The 18,354-nt window shown below is 39.0% G+C and carries 13 protein-coding genes and 1 other RNA gene; 11 read left to right on the forward strand and 3 right to left on the reverse strand.

What is annotated here, in order from left to right; all coding sequences use genetic code 11:
• Positions 1-3: 3 nt before the first annotated feature.
• The 9 genes from EV194_RS13750 to EV194_RS13790 all read left to right on the forward strand — a co-directional run bounded on the left by EV194_RS13750 (position 4) and on the right by EV194_RS13790 (position 12,191).
• Positions 4-2,316 (forward strand): hybrid sensor histidine kinase/response regulator, encoded by a 2,313-nt coding sequence (locus tag EV194_RS13750; RefSeq protein WP_132434616.1) that lies wholly within the window; start codon positions 4-6, stop codon positions 2,314-2,316.
• A gap of 273 nt (positions 2,317-2,589) precedes the next feature.
• Positions 2,590-2,979, forward strand: coding sequence for a response regulator (locus EV194_RS13755; protein ID WP_132434617.1), 390 nt, complete (start codon positions 2,590-2,592; stop codon positions 2,977-2,979).
• 114 nt (positions 2,980-3,093) lie between these two features.
• Complete coding sequence (locus EV194_RS13760) at positions 3,094-5,169, forward strand: chemotaxis protein CheA (RefSeq protein ID WP_132434618.1); 2,076 nt, start codon at positions 3,094-3,096, stop codon at positions 5,167-5,169.
• Between the two features lie 99 nt (positions 5,170-5,268).
• A complete protein-coding gene (locus tag EV194_RS13765) occupies positions 5,269-5,814 on the forward strand; it encodes a chemotaxis protein CheW (protein WP_132434619.1) in 546 nt (181 codons plus the stop codon).
• Between the two features lie 34 nt (positions 5,815-5,848).
• Positions 5,849-7,915 carry a methyl-accepting chemotaxis protein gene (locus EV194_RS13770; RefSeq protein ID WP_132434620.1) on the forward strand — a complete coding sequence of 689 codons (2,067 nt, stop codon included), beginning with the start codon at positions 5,849-5,851 and terminating at the stop codon, positions 7,913-7,915.
• 367 nt (positions 7,916-8,282) lie between these two features.
• Positions 8,283-9,140, forward strand: coding sequence for a CheR family methyltransferase (locus EV194_RS13775; protein ID WP_132434621.1), 858 nt, complete (start codon positions 8,283-8,285; stop codon positions 9,138-9,140).
• 31 nt (positions 9,141-9,171) lie between these two features.
• Entirely contained in the window at positions 9,172-10,254 is a 1,083-nt protein-coding gene (locus EV194_RS13780) for a protein-glutamate methylesterase/protein-glutamine glutaminase (RefSeq protein ID WP_132434622.1), read from the forward strand.
• 339 nt (positions 10,255-10,593) lie between these two features.
• Positions 10,594-11,742 (forward strand): PAS domain-containing sensor histidine kinase, encoded by a 1,149-nt coding sequence (locus EV194_RS13785; RefSeq protein ID WP_132434623.1) that lies wholly within the window; start codon positions 10,594-10,596, stop codon positions 11,740-11,742.
• A gap of 101 nt (positions 11,743-11,843) precedes the next feature.
• On the forward strand, positions 11,844-12,191 hold the full coding sequence (locus EV194_RS13790) for a hypothetical protein (RefSeq protein WP_132434624.1): 348 nt from the start codon (positions 11,844-11,846) through the stop codon (positions 12,189-12,191).
• 285 nt (positions 12,192-12,476) lie between these two features.
• Here the strand turns inward: EV194_RS13790 and EV194_RS13795 are convergent, their stop codons facing one another.
• Positions 12,477-13,283: a type 2 periplasmic-binding domain-containing protein gene (locus EV194_RS13795; protein ID WP_132434625.1), complete on the reverse strand. Its 807-nt coding sequence runs from the start codon at positions 13,281-13,283 to the stop codon at positions 12,477-12,479.
• Between the two features lie 292 nt (positions 13,284-13,575).
• Here EV194_RS13795 and ssrA point away from each other — a divergent pair.
• Positions 13,576-13,976: a transfer-messenger RNA gene (gene ssrA / locus EV194_RS13800) on the forward strand.
• A 53-nt stretch (positions 13,977-14,029) separates the two neighbouring features.
• Here the strand turns inward: ssrA and rpe are convergent.
• Both rpe and EV194_RS13810 read right to left on the reverse strand, forming a co-directional pair.
• Positions 14,030-14,683: a ribulose-phosphate 3-epimerase gene (rpe, locus tag EV194_RS13805; protein WP_132434626.1), complete on the reverse strand. Its 654-nt coding sequence runs from the start codon at positions 14,681-14,683 to the stop codon at positions 14,030-14,032.
• Positions 14,684-14,719: 36 nt separating this feature from the next.
• Positions 14,720-15,586: a sigma-70 family RNA polymerase sigma factor gene (locus EV194_RS13810; RefSeq protein ID WP_079558523.1), complete on the reverse strand. Its 867-nt coding sequence runs from the start codon at positions 15,584-15,586 to the stop codon at positions 14,720-14,722.
• 729 nt (positions 15,587-16,315) lie between these two features.
• On the opposite strand from EV194_RS13810, the gene rho reads away from it, so the two are divergent.
• Positions 16,316-18,082, forward strand: a complete 1,767-nt coding sequence (gene rho / locus EV194_RS13815) for a transcription termination factor Rho (RefSeq protein WP_132434627.1) — start codon at positions 16,316-16,318, stop codon at positions 18,080-18,082.
• The last annotated feature ends 272 nt before the right edge of the window (positions 18,083-18,354 follow it).

The following is an 18,354-nucleotide window of genomic DNA, read 5'->3' on the forward strand; positions in this document are numbered from 1 at the left end:
AAAATGGGAACAAAGTCAAAGATATTAGACCTTCTGCCGATTGGGTACATCTATCATTCCATTGACGAAAATGGTCGTTTAAAACTGGAGTCGATAAATCGTGCGTCTGAAACATTAACCGGGATATGTTTGAGAGGAGACGGTTTGGCTGACTATCAGTCCTACCTGAATCAGTTAATTCCGGAAAATGAAGAAAAACCAGATATTGCGAACCTGATTGAAGATTGCGGGAGAAGCTCCATACGATTTTACAATTCAATTACTTCCAGATGGCTTCGAATGGAGATGGATGTTGATGAAAAGGGATTTGGATTATTGATGACCTTAACCGACATCACCTTGGAAATGACAGAGAACAGTCGGCTAAAGAAATCAAAAGAAGATGCAGAGGCTGCGTCCAGAGCGAAAAGTGAATTTCTCTCTAATATGAGTCATGAAATTCGTACTCCCTTGAATGGTGTGATTGGTTTCTCAGAATTGTTAGTCGGAACAAAACTTTCAGGAATCCAGCGTAAATACATGGAAAACATCCATGTGTCTGCTAAATCTCTGATGGACTTAATAAATAATATTCTTGATTTCTCAAAGATAGAAGCAGGTAAGCTTGAACTCTTTCCTGAAGAGGTGGATCTGTTTCAAGTTCTGGACACTGTCGTAGAAATAGTCCGATTCAATGCGCATAAAAAGGATTTGGAACTTATTCTCAATATTGCTCCGGATTTACCCTTTAGCGTAAAGGCTGACGAACTCAGATTGCGTCAGGTGCTCATTAATTTGATCAGTAATGCCATTAAATTTACCGAAATAGGAGAGGTTGAGTTGCAAGTTAAACTTCTGGAGATAGACAAACCCAATTCAATTGCAAAATTTCGCTTTTTGGTAAGGGATACGGGAGTTGGAGTTTCTGAAATTGATAAACAAAAGCTATTTAAAGCATTTTCTCAGGTAGATAATTCAGCGAGTCGACGTTATGGAGGATCGGGCTTAGGATTGGTTATTTCCAACATGCTCTTGCAGAAAATGAACAGTAAAATTCGGATGGATAGTCATCCGGGAAGAGGAAGCAGGTTCTTTTTCGATCTTGCACTTGAATTAGTCAATCCGGAACCTTTGCCGGTTTTAAATTTAAAAGGATTGAAGAAAGTTTTGGTTGTGGATGATCACCCCGTTACCAGGTCTGTAATTGTGGAAATGCTGAATTACCATAATGTTAAGGTGTCCCAGTCAGAGGACGGAGTTGATGCCATCCGTATGGTATCAGAAGAACACGACAACGATCTGATCATTGTCGATTATCAAATGCCTTACATCAATGGTCTTGATGTGATTAGGAAAATAATGGATATGAGCAGTAAAAACTCTGCACAACAAACTTTTATTTTACTCTGTTCTTCATCTGATGATTTTACAGTATTTGAACAAGATGAGAAACTGAATATTTATGAGAAGCTTATAAAGCCGGTAAAACCCGATGAGTTTTACCGGGTGTTGTCAAAAATAGACGAGCTCTTAACCAATAAATCATCCGCATACATTAAGTTCCCTCACTCTGTTAAAAAGAACATCTATTCTCTGGACTCAGTTACCATTTTGTTGGCCGAAGATGATGATATAAATATGTTACTAACAGCAGAGGTAGTTTTACAGTTGTTTCCCAAAGCAACTTTGGTCAAAGCATACAATGGAAACAGAGCCGTAGAGTTGTATAATGAGAAGAATCCGGATTTGATTCTCATGGATTTGAATATGCCTGGTTTAGGGGGGTTGGAAGCAACACGGGATATACGAAACTTAGAGAGACTGAATGGGAAACAGATTCCCATCATAGCTTTGACTGCTAAAGTACAAGATGATACACTGACCGATTGCAGAGAGGCCGGGATGGATGCTTACGTCACCAAGCCAATTGATTTGGATAAACTATCAAAACTTTTGATGAAGCATATGCCGGCACTTAAATTTAATGAGGTACATAGTCCAATTGTTGATAAAATTTCCCAAAATCATCATTTTAACAGAGACCTCCTGATGGAAAAGATCGGAGGACGTATCGCCACCTATGACAGATTAATAGAAGCTGCAAAAGTAAGTATCCCAGGCTATTTGCAACGCATAAAAAACTCTATTGATCATGGGAGATACGATGAAGCAGCAGATGTTGCCCACAGTTTAAAAGGAGCCGCAGCGACTCTCTGTTTACCGGAACTTGAAAAAATGGCTATGCGTTTTGAGAAACGCAAGCATCGGACTGATGAATTGTTAAAAACGTTTGAAGATATGATATTGGAATGGAAATCTATTGAAGAAATGCTATAAGAGGCTGTTTAAATTTATAATAAATCTGCATTGAAGATTTACTCTTGGTTTTGCTTCTGTCTGTCAACCTTTGTGGCCTGAAGATAGAAGTGTATATAGTAATCAATAAGGTTGTTGTATGCAAAAGGTGATATATATCACCTTGCAGAGGTAATTCAAATCACCAAAATATATGAATCCTGCCTGTTATCTTTGGCGTATTAAGTATAAGTGTGAGCCACACACAAAAGTCCTTAAATGAGTTTGAAAAATTGAATCCAAAACCCTTCAGTTATGAAAATAAACGATGACTATATTCTGATTGTTGATGACTCCCAAACCAATAACGTTTTACTTGAAGCGGTATTGGCTGAGGAGGACTATCCAACACAAACTGCCATGTCCGCTACCGAGGCGTGGAATCTTATATATAAGCAACAACCTGCATTAATTCTTCTTGATCTTTTAATGCCTAAGATTTCAGGGTTTCATCTGTTGGAGCGCTTAAAATCTAAGGAGATTTATGGAAAGATCCCTGTAATCATAGTATCTGCACTCAACGACCCTGATACCATCAGGGTGCTAAAAGAGATGGGAGCAGACGACTTTTTTACCAAACCATTAAATATTCAAGGGTTACTGAAACGAGTGGCTCAGCTTTATCCCCGGCAAGAGACGGTTTAAAACTCTGTAATACATATTGATATATTTAACGTGGTGACGCGAACAGGATTTCTATGCTCTGATGTGAACCACTTAACTTAAATTCTTTACGCTAGAATTAAATCAGATTTTATAATGATACCGAATTTTGAAAATTTCCAGTCCAAGTTTATAGAAGAGGCGCTCGATAGCATCAGTGATTTGGAGCGAGCTCTTCTGGAGCTCGAACTGTCGCCCAATAATAAAGAACTTTTGGAGCAGGTATTCCGCGTAATGCACTCTCTCAAAGGTGGTGGAGCAATGTTTGGATTTGATAAACTGAGTGAGTTTACGCATCGACTTGAGAATATTTATGATATGATCAGGTCGGGAAAATTATTGGTATCGCAGGATTTACTTACGGTTACTTTAAACTCGGTGGATCTTTTGCGGGATTTATTGGATGTTTCGCAGGTGGACGACGTGAATACATTGCAGAAGTATAAAGATTTAGTCTTTGAAATCGATCAGGTATTGCAAAGTGAAACACTCAATATGATCAACTCGGTAAAGAGTTCGGTAGGAAACATCAAAGTCTCGGGTGTTGAAAACGATGATATTAAGCAGATGACGACTTACTACATCCATTTTTATCCCGGACCGATGGTGTTAAAATATGGAACCAATTTATTATATCTGCTTGAAGAGTTGAAATCCCTTGGAGATCTTTTTGCCATTCCCCGAATGGCAAAAGTTCCTGATTTGGAAGCTTTCGATTCTGATAAATCATATGTTTACTGGGATCTGTTTATATCAACAGATATGGGACAGAATGCCATTATTGATGTGTTTATGTTTGTGGAAGATGAAAGTATCATTGAAATCCATTCCATAGGAAAACATGATCTGTTTAAAAACAAACGCTTTAAGAAGCGTTTGGATGAAATCCTGAAAACCAGCGATGAAATTGAGTTGTCAGACTTTACCGGCTTTGCCGGAGAAGAAAGTGTCGCATCTCATTCTCGTGAGAATATGGTTGGAGGAGAAGCTTTGAATGGTGTGAAAGAGAGCAATGGTAAAGGTCGATCCACATCTTCCATCAGGGTTTCAGCTGACAAAATTGATGGACTAATGAGTCTGGTCAGCGAGTTGGTTATTACGCAGGAACGTTTAAACTCAATATCTTCAAAATACCAGATTCCGGAACTGAAAATGGTTACTGAAACAGTACAGAAGCTTACAGGAAACCTACGGGACAGCGCATTCAGTATGAGTTTGATTCCCATTGAAAACATGCTGACACGTTTTCAAAGATTGGTGAGAGATTTAAGCGGACAACTCGGTAAAAAAGTGCGGTTTGTGGCGACGGGTGCCGAGACGGAGCTGGATAAAACAATGATCGACAGTCTGACTGATCCACTGTTACACATCATCCGAAACAGCATTGACCATGGCATTGAGTCTCCTGAGGTTCGCCAGAAGCAGGGTAAATCTCTTGAAGGTGAAATCAGACTTGAAGCAGAGTACTCAGGAGCCAATGTGGTTTTGAGAATTAAAGATGATGGAGCCGGTATTGATCCAAAAAAAATCAGACTAAAAGCCATTCAAAAAGGATTGATTTCCGATGGTCAAATTCTCTCCGATCAGGAATTGCTGAATATGGTGTTTTTAGCCGGATTTTCAACTTCGGATCAAATCACCGAGGTGTCAGGCCGAGGAGTGGGGATGGACGTGGTAAGCCGCAATATTTTGGCAATACGAGGCGAGACAGCCATTGAGTCAACTCCCGGACAAGGGACTACCATTACCATCACTTTGCCTTTGGTGTTATCCATTATTGATGGATTGCTGGTGCGAATTGCTAACACTCAATATGTCATTCCGTTGTCTTTAACCGATCGCATCTATCCCATGGATTCCGAAAAGCTTGATAACAACTTTTTAAATGTGATGACTCTTGATGGCATTCAGTATCCATTCTTCAACTTACGAAAGGAGATGCAGATTAACGGAGAAATTCCCAGACGTTGCCAAATGGTGGTTGTAAACCATTCCGGTTTTAAAATAGCGCTCTCTGTTGATCAGGTTATTGGAAAGATTCAAGCAGTGCTGAAACCTCTGGGGAAACTCTACCACAGCCAAAAAATGATCTCGTCAGCTACCATTATGGGGGATGGAACCATCGCCCTGGTACTTGATGTTAACACTTTTATCCGCGAAGCGATGGAATAGAATTCCGGTAGTTAGCATGCCATATAGTTTTGGTGTGTTTTATTTCAGCACCCGCATGTTATAATCCCTGAATTTAATGAACTAAAATAAATTCTGATTATGAGCAACAACGACGCAAACAAAAACAATTCTTATCTCTCATTTCGATTGGGAGAGGAGATATTTGCACTCCATGTCAGCAAAGTACATAAGATTTTGGAGGTGACAAATATTACTGAAGTGCCCCGGTCTCCTGACTATATGAAAGGAGTCATTAATTTGAGAGGAAACGTTCTTCCGGTAGTGGATGCCAGAGTGAAATTTGGTATGTCGCCAATTGAAAAAACAAAAAGCACAAGCATTTTGGTAACCGAAATCAACGTTGGAGGAGAGGATGTTATGGTAGGTTTGATGGTGGATGGAGTACACTCCGTGTTAAAGCTTGAGAGCGAAGATCTGTTACCTCCACCAAATATTGGAAACCGATACCGTTCGGAATTTATTTCAAATATGGCCCGCGTTAAAGACAAATTTTTTATCGTGCTTAACATGGATGCTGTTTTTTCATCTGAAGATCAGGTTAGTATTAAAGAACTTTCGATGGTTAAGGAGCATGTAATAAATGAAAACGCTACAGTCGAAACCGACCCCGCTTCAATGAAATAGACTTTATACCAAAATTTAACAGGAGGATACAAAGATGAAATTCAGAGATTTAAAAATAGGACAGAAGATCATTACCGGATTTGCCATTGTTTCAGGAGTGGCTCTTATTGTTGGAATTATTGGATTGGTAAGCTTAAGAAATGTCGGCAATTCTTTTCATGAGGTTGCAGACGAAAGAATGCCAGCTGTAGTTTCTCTTCAAGAAGTAGACAACTCAATTGAGTCCTTGATGGTTTCAATGCGCACCATGCTAAACCCTAGCCTGACAGTTGAACAAAGAAATGAACAGATGCGAAATGTGCAGGCGGCAAGACAAAGATATGCCACCGCTATTGAACGTTTTGAAAGTTTGCCGATGGAAGATGATGTATTGTTAGTTTGGGAGCAGCTCAGAATCGCAATTCTTGATTGGCGACAAATAAATGAGCAGTTTGAAGCTGATTTGGATCGCCTGAATCGCTTAGATATACACTATCCGATGGAGTTTCTGAAAGATTTAGAAATGTTCGAAAAGGATCATTATGCTTTACAGGTAAGAGTTGCCAATGCCATTCAAACTATGAGACCTTTCGATGGAGGAGATGATCATACTGCTTGTAACCTGGGAGTATGGATCCCAAACCTTACTACATCAAATAGTGTAATCACCTCCGGAATTACTGCCATGAACGAACATCATAACCGCTTTCACAGATCAGTGGCTGAGATAATGAATCACATTAGGGCAGGTAACCAGAGTTCAGCTCAAAATGTATATATGCAGCAAATGATGCCAGCTGCCGATGAAATATTCAGATATTTCAGCATTTTGAATGACCAAGCAATGATAGCTGTAGAGTTGTTTGCAAATATGGATCAAATTCAAATGGAAGATGGAGCCAGGTATTTGGGGATTGTAAATGGATTGATTGAGCAAATGGTACAAATGAATATTAGAAATTCTGAAATTGCAGTGTCTAATGGCGACCGAATTATAAGAGCCAGCAACTTACTAATGATTTTTACATTGCTTGCAGGTCTGGGATTTGCTTTTTTCCTGGGGTTTATGATTACCAGATTAATTACCGGGGGAATTAACAAAGGAGTGAATTTGGCAACCGAAGTTGCCAATGGAAACTTAACCATTGATGTAGATGGGGATCTGCTTGATCAGAAAGATGAAATTGGACAATTGGCTCGTTCTTTACAACAAATGATTGAACAATTACGTGATATCATTGGGGATATTCTTGGTGGTGCAGACAATATTGCCTCTGCAAGTCAGGAGATGAGCAGTACTTCTCAACAAATGTCCCAGGGAGCCAGCGAGCAGGCTTCATCGGCAGAGGAGGTCTCTTCGTCAATGGAAGAGATGGCTGCCAATATTCAGCAAAATACCGACAATGCCATGGAAACTGAAAAAATTGCAACCATGGCTGTTAACGGAATTAGGAAAGGAGCCGAAAGCACAAGCATCGCTGTGATGTCCATGAAAGATATTGCTAAAAAAGTATCTATCATTGGTGATATTGCATATCAAACCAACATGTTGGCACTAAATGCTGCTGTTGAAGCAGCACGTGCCGGAGAACATGGAAAAGGCTTTGCCGTAGTGGCCGAAGAAGTGCGCAAATTGGCCGAGCGCAGTCAGATTGCTGCCGAAGAAATTGATGAATTGTCTGAAAATGGAGTCAGAATTTCGGATGAGGCAAGCAAACAATTGGCTGATATTGTACCTGAAATTGAAAAAACGGCCAAGCTTGTTCAGGAAATTGCAGCAGCCAGTATGGAACAAAATACTGGAGCCGATCAGGTGAATAATGCCATCCAGCAACTGAACCAAGTAATTCAGCAAAATGCAGCTGCATCGGAAGAGATGGCAAGCAGTTCTGAAGAATTGTCAGGTCAGGCAGAACAAATGAAAGAGGTGGTCTCATTCTTTATTCTTGAAAACAATGATCGCCGCAAACAGCTTAAAAAGAGCAGTAAGAAAAAATCCAATGGTTTTTCTAATCATACATCAGGACAGAAAGCAATTCATGAGCCGTATAAAGAGATTAAAGGTGTGGATCTGAAAATGGCCTCATCTGAAGTGACTGACGATGATTTTCAAAGATTTTAGTTCTTGATATATTAAGTCACTTTTATAATTTGAAATAGCCACAGGGATCACAAAGAAATCACAAAGTTGAATTGAGGTTAAATTTTGATTTATCCTCCTTTGCGAACTAGGTGAAATGCTTTGTGTTCTTTGTGGTATGTTTTTAATGCATATTTTAAACCTCATTGCTTGTTTTTATTGTCGAATCAGATATCTTTAATCAATGCCGTTTAGTTAAGGAATTTTTCCTTCCCGCTCCCCTTAATCCCCCCAAAAAACCTTATGCGCGCGGGTTGGCATCCCCTTGGGGAATAAAAGGGTGAGCGCAGGCGAATATAATTTTTCATTACCTAAACGACATTATATCTTTAATTACTTATATTAGTATATGGCAATAGTTAATCTTAGGGATATATATAAAGCAGAACTGTCTGAGGAGCATTTCGATAAGCTTGCGCGGTTAATTATGAATGAAACAGGAATAAAAATGCCTCCTGTTAAGCGTGTCATGGTTCAATCGCGTTTAAAGAAACGCTTACGTGAACTAAACATGAGTTCTTTCGACGCTTACGTAAAATATGCTTTTAGCGATGAAGGTTTTCAAACTGAAGTCGTTCACATCTTTGATGTGATCAGTACCAATAAAACAGATTTTTTCAGAGAGCCGGTTCATTTTAATTTTTTGAGAGATGCTATTCTGCCTGAGTTTTCATTGAGTCATAATGGAAAGACTTTTAAGGTCTGGAGTGCAGCTTGCTCAAGTGGGGAAGAAGCGGTAACAACCGCGATGGTAATCAATGAGTTTTTAAGCGAATCTCACAAGTTTGACTATACTATTCATGGAACAGACATCTCTACCCATATACTCAGGATGGCCGGAAATGGCGTTTACACTGAAGAACGAGTGAGGCCCGCAGTGCCGGAAAATCTCCTTCGAAAGTACTTTATGAAAAGCAAAGATCCTGCCCGGAAAACCTACAGGGTGGTTCCTGAATTAAGGCAAAAAATAAAATACAGCCGGTTAAATTTCATGGATGATGGTTATAATATGCCTGAAAAATATGACCTGATTTTTTGTCGGAATGTGTTGATTTATTTTGACAGACCAACACAAGAGTCGGTGGTGAATAAACTTTGTCACTATCTAAAGCCGGGAGGTTACATCATTCATGGCCATTCAGAGTCTTTTATTGGAATGCAGCTTCCGTTAAAAGCAATTAGGCCTACAATATTTAAAAAGGTATAAGTAGTTTGGTTAGTTGTTTAATACCATTTAATTGAAACAAGGCAAAAAAATACGGGTGCTGATAGTGGACGATTCAGCGGTTGTGAGGCAAACGCTCGCTTCCATAATTGATTCCAACTCTTCAATGGAAGTAATGGCAACGGCCTCTGATCCGTTTGTGGCTGCGCGCAAAATGCTGGATGAGGTTCCCGATGTCATAACACTTGATGTTGAAATGCCCAGAATGGACGGGCTTACATTTCTTCGTCGGATCATGAGTCAACATCCCATACCGGTTGTCATCATTTCTAGTTTAACTGCCGAAGGCACCGAAACCGGGTTAAAAGCACTGGAATATGGTGCCATTGAGATTATTACGAAACCTAAAATGAACACCAAAGAGTTCATAGAGGAGTCTAAAATAAGAATTTGTGATGCCATTAAGGCTGCTTCGCGCGCAAAGCTTAAACGAAAAACCGGTTTTGCTGTTCCCTCCATTAAGGTTGAACCAAAATTTTCAGCCGATGCTGTTATCCCTTCCCTAAAAGGAAGCAGCATGATACAAACCACCGAGAAAATAATTGCAATGGGTGCTTCTACTGGTGGTACAGAGGCATTGACTGTTTTTTTGCAATCCATGCCTGCCGACAGTCCCGGAATAGTTATTGTTCAGCATATGCCGGAAGAGTTTACCCGTTCGTTTGCCAACAGGTTAAATGAATTATGTGCCATTACTGTTAAAGAAGCCTCTAATAATGATAGTGTGATCAGAGGGCGAGCTCTGATTGCTCCTGGGAACAAACATACCCTTTTAAAAAGAAGCGGAGCCCGTTATTACGTGGAGGTTATTGATGGTCCTCTGGTGAATCGTCACCGCCCAAGTGTGGATGTTTTATTCCGATCTGTTGCCATTAATGCAGGAGCAAATGCGGTTGGGGTTATTATGACTGGTATGGGTGCCGATGGCGCAAAAGGGTTGCTGGAAATGAAAAAAGCCGGTGCTTTCACCATTGCGCAGGATGAAGCAAGTTGTGTTGTTTTTGGCATGCCGCATGAAGCAATTAAACTGGATGCGCATAGTAAAATTTTACCTCTGGATTCGATTGCCAGTGCCGCTCTCAAAGTCGCAAGATAGCAAAGACTCTCCGTGTCATTAAGCTGTTCGTTATACTGACTCATGACATCAAAGCATGTGCTGTCTAATTTTTCTTCTACCCATAAATTATATTTTCTATTACCATAAGGTCTTCATATGAATGCAATGTCATTGATTATAAGTGGATTTTTTCTAGTATAGAAAGAAGTCGGGCTTGTAAGTTATATTGTGAAATATTTGAATAAATGTAGTTAAATATCGAATAAGTATTTCATTTTGAATATAATTGGGATGTTTTAGTTTAAAATATTAATTTTGTCATTGAATGGGTTTGGTCAATTTGTATCAAACATTTCTTTTTAAATTAAAGCCGGTTCGATGTTGGAATATAGCAGAAACCGATTGCCAGAGAATGAATTGCTTGCCATATTTGATAATGCAGCAATTGTTCTGATTCTTGTAGATCGGGAGGGAAGGGTTGTGAGGATTAATCGTGCAGGTAGTGAGTTAGTTGGTGCCGGCAACGAGAAGGTAATGGGATTGCTTGCAGGGGAGGCTCTTAGGTGTGTTAACCTTCATGAAAATATAAATGCTGTATGCGGCTGCACCGAGGAATGCGCCAGATGTGATCTCAGGAATTTGTTTTCCCAGGTTTTTAGCACTTCAATTGATATTGAAAAACAAGAAGGGTCCATTACCGTTGTCCGGGATGGAATTCCATTTACCTATAAATTGCTGATTTCTGCCAATCGGGTTGTAATTGAGCAAAACCCCTATGTTTTGCTCACAATCGACGATATAACAAGACAAAAAGAGCAGGAACAGATGCTCAGAAAACTTGTAGAAACCCGCGATAAACTATTTTCTGTCATTGCTCACGATCTTAAAAGCCCGTTATCTGTAATTATTGGATTTGCCGATTATATGGTGGCAAATTTTGATTCAGTTGATAAGGAGCAGATAAAAACTTTTCTTGAACACATTCAGCAATCTTCGCATGATGCCTACAATCTGCTGGATAACTTGTTTGAATGGACCTCAAACCAGTGGAACAAAACCTCCATGATTCCCAAGGCCGTCAAAGTGGGTGATATGTGTAACGAAGTGCTTGATTTCTGTCGTTCAATGGCAAAAGGTAAGGAAGTACGCGTTGAATTAGCTGATCATTATTCCGGCTTCTGGGTTCTCGATGAGGATATGATTAAAACCACATTACGCAATTTAGTCATCAATTCCATTAAGTTTACCAACCGAGGAGGGGTTGTGCAAATTGAAACCACCAAAAATGGTAACGCTCTTAGGTTTATTGTTTCAGACACCGGTATTGGTATATGTAAGGAAGCTTTAGAGAGCTTGTTTGAAGGAAATGGGAATGGCTCCTCATCAGGAACAGAGTCTGAGAAGGGCAGTGGTTTAGGTCTCTTAATATGTAAGGAATTTGTTGAAAAGCATGGTTCACAATTGGAAGTTGCCAGTGAGGTTGGAAAAGGAACCAGCATCAGTTTCTCCATTCCATCTGCAAAATAATTCAATTCATCCTCTGAACAATTTCTTGATTCTATCGGTTTATAGCAGACTGAACCTTCCTCCGCATGTAGATTTACTTACATTAAATAAATTGTATAAGAATGAAAGCACATAAAATCAGCTTAGTCAATGCGTTTGTACTCATAATTTTCGGTATTTGGGCGTATGTTCAATCCGATAATCCTTCTTTTACTGCTTTGATTCCTGTTTTTCTTGGAGGGTTATTGTTAGCATTTAATCAACAAGTTTACAGAGAAAGCACGAAGTGGCTCACATTTGCTGTGGTTTTAACTTTTCTTGCTTTCACAGGTTTGTTTATGCCATTGATTGGAGCCATCTCCAGATCAGATTCCTTATCCATTTTCAGAGTTGTGACCATGCTCGCAACCTCTTTCATCGCTTTAGTATTTCTGACCCGTCGGTTGATATTGGTTTTAAGAAATAATTAGTAACTGTTTAATTTAGTTTCTAAGGATTTTTATAGATTATAGATCTATAGAATTTAGACAGATAGAATAGTTAAGAAAGATGAAACGAGCCATGAGAACCAATTCTCAAATAGGGGTATGACTATTATGGCGAGTTCCATGTGGCCATTGAAAAACAAATTTTTAGACACATGAATAGACACAACTGGCTTTCTATTTTGGCTTGTCTGTCGGTCTAATCCCGAAACCCTCGGGATAGTATCTAAAAATCTATTAATTTTATTAGATACAAATTTAAACAGTCTCTTAATGACCATTGTAAAGTGGGAGAAGATCCGATTTGAAGTCTTTTAATTCGGTGGGTAGTTTTGGGTTCTCTAATTCAAAAACAACTCTTGATGTGAAATTAATTGATGACAGTATCTCACTGTAATGTTTTTCGAATATCAAGTTTAGTGTCCCATTTTCAGAGATGATCTCCAATCCTCTTTTGACTCTTTCGGCCAGCAGTTTGTTATTTGGATTGATGTAGAACAGCAAAGGGAATGGATAATAAATTATGATGTTGTCCTCAATTTTTAATCCGCTAGTTTTTGCAGCTCTTTCTTGAAATACATCATTCACCTCATTAGCTCCAAATGCAGTATAATCAAATTTTCTGCTTTTTAGATCATCGAATAAGCCATCGAAATCCCCTTCCTCTACCACAGAAAAGCCATTGCTTCTAAAAAGTTCTGCATCAGCCCATGTTAATGGAATTCCATGTCTGAGGTTTTTAAGATTTCTGGCATTTGAAGCCTCGCTGAAAGTGGTCTGATCCTCTTCGTTTATAATTAAAACTCTAAAACCCAATAAGCCTTTCATAATGGGCTTATGTATCACGATTTTCTCTCTGTTTTCAAATTTAACATTCCCGGCAACGGTAACAGTCAAATCATGTTTGAACTCATCAAAAATATTTGATTCTTCAATTTCTGTGTAGTCTTTCGTTGTTTCAACGATTTTCCAAATCCCAAATTCTTCGCGGGTGGCTGTAAGTATGGCAAACAGGACATCTCTTTCGTATGTTTGCCTGGAAGTGGTTCTGTTCCCACTCCATAAATCAATGGTCATTGTGTCAGTTATTTTATAGTTCTCTATTGTTGATATTTGTGTTTCTGATTTGAAATTACATGCAACTGTTAAAATCAAAGATGTTGCGAGAATGAGTATAGATGGTTTCATAAGACTTTTGATAAATATTTTACAATTAAAGATAGTTATTTCCTGATTATGTATTTACCTGTAAACATAAAAATTGCATCTCTGAATCTTTAATGTAAATTAATTTTTGGCATAATTTCTGATGAATAGTAGTTGATGCGAATGTTTTTTGTAATTTTGCATCTCTGACCAACATAACATTGGGGCTGACATGGATTTGACAGCATGACTAAGTGGTATGTAAGCATGTCGAGCAATGGGATACCGGCTCGTAAATCCAGGATCTCAACTTTTTTAACTGGCGAAACTAATTACGCTCTCGCAGCCTAATCGAAGCATAGTAGATTGGCATTATCCCAGGCTCTAGGAGCCGGGACGAGACATCTCCCGGGTGCCAATTCCTGAGGCGGCCCGATCCGGAGGTGTGGGAATTTCGGGAATAGCTGAAACATTGCCTTGGTGTCTCGGTAAAAATTAAAAGGCTAAGGGGTCGTCCGGGTGTCTGTTCCCAAACGGCTCACGAAAACCAATAACCGACTAAACATGTAGAAAGCATATGGCTTGCTTGTTTGGACCGGGGTTCGATTCCCCGCAGCTCCACAATTTATTCATAATCAGAGAGGTAGTTAAATACACCTGGATGGTTGACCTGAAGATTAAACCGGGTATTTGATTTTTTTGATTGCTTCGGCCGGGTTCTCTGATTTAAAAACATAGCTACCTGCAACAAAAACATCTACTCCGGCTTCTGCCAATGCTTTGGCATTGGTATCATCCACGCCACCATCAACTTCAATGAGTGCTTTGCTGTTTCTTTTCAGAATCAGTTCTTTAAGTTTTCGAATTTTTTCGAAAGACCCGGGTATGAATTTTTGTCCTCCAAATCCGGGATTTACAGACATGATCAGCACCAGATCAAGATCTGTAATAATCTCTTCGAGGAGGTGAACCGGGGTGTGCGGATTCAAAGTTACGCCGGCTTTCATTCCTGCATTATGAATGGATTCTATGGTGCGGTGAAGATGAGAACAAGCTTCGTAATGAACATTTAAAAGATGAGCTCCTGCGTTTTTAAAGGTTTCGATGTATCTTTCTGGTTGTACAATCATAAGATGTACATCCAGCGGCTTTTTTGATATGGAGTGAACGGCTTCAACCACGGGGATTCCAAACGAAATGTTCGGAACAAAAACTCCATCCATAATATCCATGTGAAGCCAGTCGGCTTCACTGTTATTAATTATTTCTATGTCCCTTTTTAAATTGGTGAAATCTGCGGCCAATAGAGATGGTGCTACCAATCGTTGCATGTCTGTTATTGATTGTGTTTTTTCTGAGTACTTAATTTATTCTCCCAAATAGGATCTGAGAATTTTACTTCTGTAGGTATGTTTTAAACGTTTAATTGCTTTTTCCTTAATCTGTCTAACACGTTCACGCGTTAGATTAAAAAGTTTGCCAATCTCTTCAAGTGAGTATGGTGGCTCTCCATTTAGTCCATAATAAAGCTTTACAATATCTGCTTCTCGTGGAGAAAGAGTGGATAGTGAGCGCTCAATTTCTCTTCGAAGGGAATCGTCAAGGAGATGTGAGTCTGGGCTTGAAGCCTCAGTAGATAACAATACATCGTAAAGTGTATTTTCCTCATCAGATTTAAGTGGAGCATCCATTGAAACATGCCGGGATGAAACCTTCAGAGCTTCTTTTACCTCCTTTGGAGCCATATCTAAAATATCAGCTATTTCATAGGATGTAGGCTCTCTTTGGAACTCTTGTTCTAATCTTGAAAAGGTATTGTTTACCTTATTGATGCTTCCGATTTTGTTAAGAGGTAGTCTTACAATTCTGGCTTGCTCCGCCAAAGCCTGTAGAATGGATTGCCTAATCCACCATACGGCGTAGGAGATGAATTTAAAACCTCTTGTCTCATCAAATCTTTGTGCTGCTTTTATCAGCCCCAGGTTACCTTCATTAATTAAATCCGGAAGACTTAAACCCTGATTTTGGTACTGTTTTGCCACAGAAACTACGAAACGCAAGTTAGCGTTAATCAGTCTCTCAAGAGCCAACTGATCTCCTTGTTTTATTTTTTTTGCCAGGGTTACTTCTTCTTCTGCTGAAATTAGTTGCACTTTACCAATTTCATGGAGATATTTGTCTAATGAAGGAGCTTCTCTGTTAGTTACTTGTTTTGTTATTTTGAGTTGTCTCATATTCCAGCTAGGTCTTGTTCGGTTATAATAGGCTTTGTAATATTAACAAAAAAAAATAGTTCAGGTTTATTTTTTTCATGTTTTTTTAAGGTACACTTTGTTTATAGTAGTAACTTGTTTTGTAGCAGGCGGTTAGTTGTGTGGCTGATTTCGTTGTTTTTTTATTAGATGTAAAACTATTATTTTAGGTATTTGTTTCATCATTAAAGGCTCTTTTTACAGGCTTTAAACGGAGATTTGCCAATAATCAATATAAATAAGCCGATTTTTTCAATTAAAAAATAATATAAAATTTTGATGGTTAATTCATATTGTTTATGTTTGCAATGAAAATCGATAGGGTTTTCATTGTTCACACTGATATACATTCGTAATCTGATCATAACACATCGAAATATTCCCCTTTCTCTTTCCATTGTATTATTAACATTGCCGGACTGGGGATTTTGTATATCATTTATTTATAGTTCTATAGTTGCTTTCAATGACTTAATACTGTTTCCGTTATTATATTGTGGTTTCCTGCTGAATGATTAATCGGTATTGGAATGCGCATTGATAAGTGGGCAATATGACACACATCTTTAACCTTTGTTGGTAATTGTTTAAACCAATGCATCTGTTTTGCAGAAAATAGTTAATGGGGTTAAGAGTTAACACGAATTCTGAAAACAGATTCAAATTAAAAAATAGATTTTTTACGATTAAATAAAAGTACAAGAACAAGTTATGTATGATATTCTTGAATTGAATAAGAAGTTGCTTATGGATTTGCGCTCCATTGCCAAGGATCTGGGAATTAAGCGTGTAGAATCCTTTAAAAAGCAAGAGTTGATTTATCAGATCCTTGATACACAAGCAATTAAGGCGTCTGAAAAGAAAGCCAAAAGCCCAGGAGCTCCATCAGAAGGTGCACAGGATAATAGAAACCGCAGAACCAGAACTCCCCGTAAGAACAAGGAGAATGAAGGTTCAGAACAGAATGTCCGACAAGATGCTGCTGTTCAAGTGAAAAAACCTGATGTGCGAAATGTATCAGAAAAGCAGACACCTAAGCCGGACGCTGACAAAGGTGCAGAACCAAAGCCGGTGAATATGCCTGCTAAAGCACCTGAAAACGTAAAGAGGGATAAAGCACCTGAAAGTAAGGACGAGGTTGTGAAATCCGACAATGTCGTTGAATCAAAAGAGCCTCAACCTTCTAAGAAGGAGGGTGATGATAATCGTAAACCAGCTAAACGTCAGGACGACCCCTCAGGTCGCAAGTGGAACCGGAATGAGCGCTCCGATGATCGTGCACCACGTCAGGATAATCAGCCGCAAAATAAACGTCAGTCTGATAAACACAATAGGCGCGATGATAAATCCTTCGAGTTTGAAGGGATTATTTCTGCATCAGGTGTTCTTGAAATTATGCCTGATGGTTACGGTTTCCTTCGTTCCAGTGATTATAACTATCTCAACTCACCAGATGATATTTATGTATCCCAATCACAAATAAAACTGTTCGGTTTAAAAACCGGAGATATGGTTTTGGGATCCATTCGTCCACCTAAAGAAGGGGAGAAGTATTTTCCTCTTATTAAAGTGGAGTCTATTAATGGACGCACACCTGATTATGTGCGTGACCGGGTTCCATTTGATCATTTGACACCTATTTTCCCCGATGAGAAATTCAATTTGACAAGCGGTCCAAAGGCCAGTTTCTCATCTCGTATTGTGGATATGTTCTCACCGATTGGAAAAGGACAGCGTGGTTTAATTGTTGCGCAGCCCAAAACAGGAAAGACTGTTCTGTTGAAGGATGTAGCAAATGCGATAGCTTCTAACCATCCGGAAGTTTACATGATGATCCTTCTGATTGATGAAAGGCCTGAAGAGGTTACCGACATGGCTAGAAGTGTAAATGCAGAAGTGATTTCTTCTACCTTTGATGAGCCTGCTGAACGACACGTAAAAGTAGCCAATATAGTACTGGAAAAAGCTAAAAGAATGGTTGAGTGTGGTCACGATGTAGTTATTCTGCTTGACTCCATTACCAGACTTGCACGTGCATATAATACTGTTTCACCTGCTTCCGGAAAAGTTCTGTCCGGTGGAGTTGATGCCAATGCACTTCATAAACCCAAACGTTTCTTTGGAGCTGCTCGTAACATCGAAGGTGGCGGGTCATTGACCATACTTGCAACAGCACTTACCGAAACCGGATCAAAAATGGATGAAGTTATTTTTGAAGAGTTTAAAGGTACTGGTAACATGGAATTGCAGTTGGACAGAAAGCTTTCAAACAAAAGAATTTATCCTGCTGTGGATATCATTGCTTCAAGCACTCGTCGCGAAGATTTGCTGCTTGATAAGGAGTTCATGAATCGCATCTGGATATTACGAAACTACCTTGCCGATATGAACTCTATTGAGGCCATGGAGTTTATTCGTGATAGAATGTCCAAAACAAAATCCAACGAAGAGTTTCTTATTTCGATGAACTCGGAATAAGAAACTTAATATATGCATTTTAAAAAGGCTGCCTGATGGCAGCCTTTTTTATTGACCAATGAACGCTGAACCTTATGACTGTTGGTATATTGTTGAATGTATGTTGCTGGGTTTTGAGATGTTACATTTTCTAATTCAATTGAAACGAAATGTCGAGTTATTGTCCAAATAGGCAATAAGTTTCATTCGATTCCTGTACTTGTATTTTACTTTTCTGAATACCATTATTTTCCCTATATATTGGCATGTAAACTTTTTTGTTTGTAATTTGT

Source organism: Natronoflexus pectinivorans (assembly GCF_004345615.1).
Taxonomy (GTDB): domain Bacteria; phylum Bacteroidota; class Bacteroidia; order Bacteroidales; family Marinilabiliaceae; genus Natronoflexus; species Natronoflexus pectinivorans.